This is a genomic window from Paracoccus sphaerophysae (genome assembly GCF_000763805.1).
Lineage (GTDB): Bacteria > Pseudomonadota > Alphaproteobacteria > Rhodobacterales > Rhodobacteraceae > Paracoccus > Paracoccus sphaerophysae.
Map to the genome: position 1 here is coordinate 1 of NZ_JRKS01000129.1, position 1,189 is coordinate 1,189.

Consider the following 1,189-nt stretch of genomic DNA (forward strand, 5'->3'; position numbering starts at 1 on the left):
GATCGGCTATCGCCTGCCGTTTGCTGCGGCGGCGTAAGGATAGCTGCGGGGTAGAACTGAGGATGGGGGGGCAGTTCGCGACGCTGGCGACTCCTTCAGCATGGGGATGCGGGGCGATATTCGGTTGGAGTAGCCTGCCGAGGCGGGGGCGGAGGCCGCCCCCGACGGGACGGGGGGCAAGAGGGGGGGGCTGAGTGCGCTACTGTTCGCGGAAGGCGCGGTTGAAATAGTCCGTGAGCGGCTTCATCAGATAGGCGATCGGGCTGCGTTCGCCAGTCTGGACATAGACCTCGACCGGCATGCCGGGGATCAGCGCGAGATCGCCCAGCTTGTCGCGTTCCGGCTGCGGGATGGTGACCTCGGCGCGGTAGAACTGCATCTGCGAGGCCTCGTCGACCACGGCATCGGCCGACACCCGCGCCAGCGTGCCGTGGATTTCCGGCGTCGTGCGGCTGGAGAAGGCCGAGAAGCGCAGCACCACGTCCTGCCCCGCGCTCACCTCGTCCACGTTGATCGGCGAGATCCGCGCCGCGATCACCAGCGGCCGGTCCTGCGGGATCAGGAACAGCACCGGATCGGCCGGGCGGATGACCGAGCGCGGCGTCGTCACCTGCAGCTGGTGGACGATCCCGGACACCGGGGCGCGGATGTCCAGCCGGCTGATCTGTTCGGTCAGGCCGCGGCGGCGTTCGGCGAGTTCCAGTTCGCGGTAGCCCAGGTCGCGCAGCTCGGTTTCGGCGGTCTCGCGGCGCTCGGCGATCAGCTTGAGCCGGGTGATGCCGATCTCGGTCACGCGGGTCTCGCCCTGCGCGCGCATCGCCCGGACCTCGCCCAGCTGGCCGTCCAGCCGCGCCGCCTCGCGTTCCAGCGCCAGCACCCGCGGCGCCTGCGCGAGGCCCTTGTCCAGCAGGCTGCGCTGGTCCTTGAGCTCCTGCCCGATCAGCCGGCGCTGGTCGTCCAGCGCCACGGTCTGGGCGTCGATGCCCTCGATCTGCTGGCGCACCTGCTGGGCCTGCTTGTCCAGCTGGTCGGTCGATTGCCGCAGCGTGTCGAGCCGCGACCGGAACAGGCTGGTCTGGCCGTCCATCATCGCCTGCACATCCGCACGCGCAGCCGCGATCTTGGTCAGTTCCTCGGGGAAGGTGATCCCCGGCTGATCGGCGCGCTCGGCCTCGAGCCGGCCGCGGCG

Annotated in this window: 1 protein-coding gene; it reads right to left on the minus strand. The window is 70.3% G+C overall.

Annotated features, from left to right (window positions below; all coding sequences use genetic code 11):
* Positions 1 to 199: 199 nt before the first annotated feature.
* Positions 200 to 1,189, minus strand: a 990-nt coding sequence (locus IC63_RS16700; RefSeq protein ID WP_036722759.1) for an HlyD family type I secretion periplasmic adaptor subunit, incomplete at its 5' end; no start/stop codon positions are given.